This window comes from Pseudomonas sp. IT-P44 (genome assembly GCF_949768225.1).
GTDB lineage: Bacteria > Pseudomonadota > Gammaproteobacteria > Pseudomonadales > Pseudomonadaceae > Aquipseudomonas > Aquipseudomonas migulae.
Genome location: NZ_CATKQM010000091.1, coordinates 1 through 437 on the forward strand (window position 1 = coordinate 1; position 437 = coordinate 437).

Annotated in this window: 1 pseudogene; it reads right to left on the minus strand. The window is 63.2% G+C overall.

Going from position 1 to position 437, the window contains the following annotated elements:
* Nucleotides 1-437: pseudogene (locus ACM6IO_RS29050) on the minus strand (permease DsdX); the annotation flags it as partial.

A 437-nucleotide genomic window follows, 5' to 3' on the forward strand; every position in this document is an offset into this window, starting at 1 on the left:
TGGGCCAGGCTGACGATCTGGTCGGTGACCCCGGCGTCCACCAGGATCCGGTTCAAGCCGCCACCGGCGCCGACCAGCAAGGTGATGCTGGCGGTCGGTGCCAGGCATTCGTTGGTGAACTTGAGGATCGATTCACGGTTGAAGCCCTGGGCGAGGCCGAGGGTCCAGAAGCTCAGCAGGGTCGCCAACAGCAGCGCGATCACCGAGTTGCCGATGAACAGCAAAAACTGGTTGAAGCCGCTGCCCGGTGTGGAAATCAGGTTGGCCCAACCGCCGATCAGCATCAACAGCACCGGCAACAGAATGGTCGCCATGGTGATGCCGAAACCCGGCAGGCTGTCGCGCGGTTCGCGCTCGAGGAACTGCCGTTCCAGCGGGTTTTCCGCCGGCAGTTGAATGCGCGGCACGATGAATTTGGCGTACAGCGGGCCGGCAAT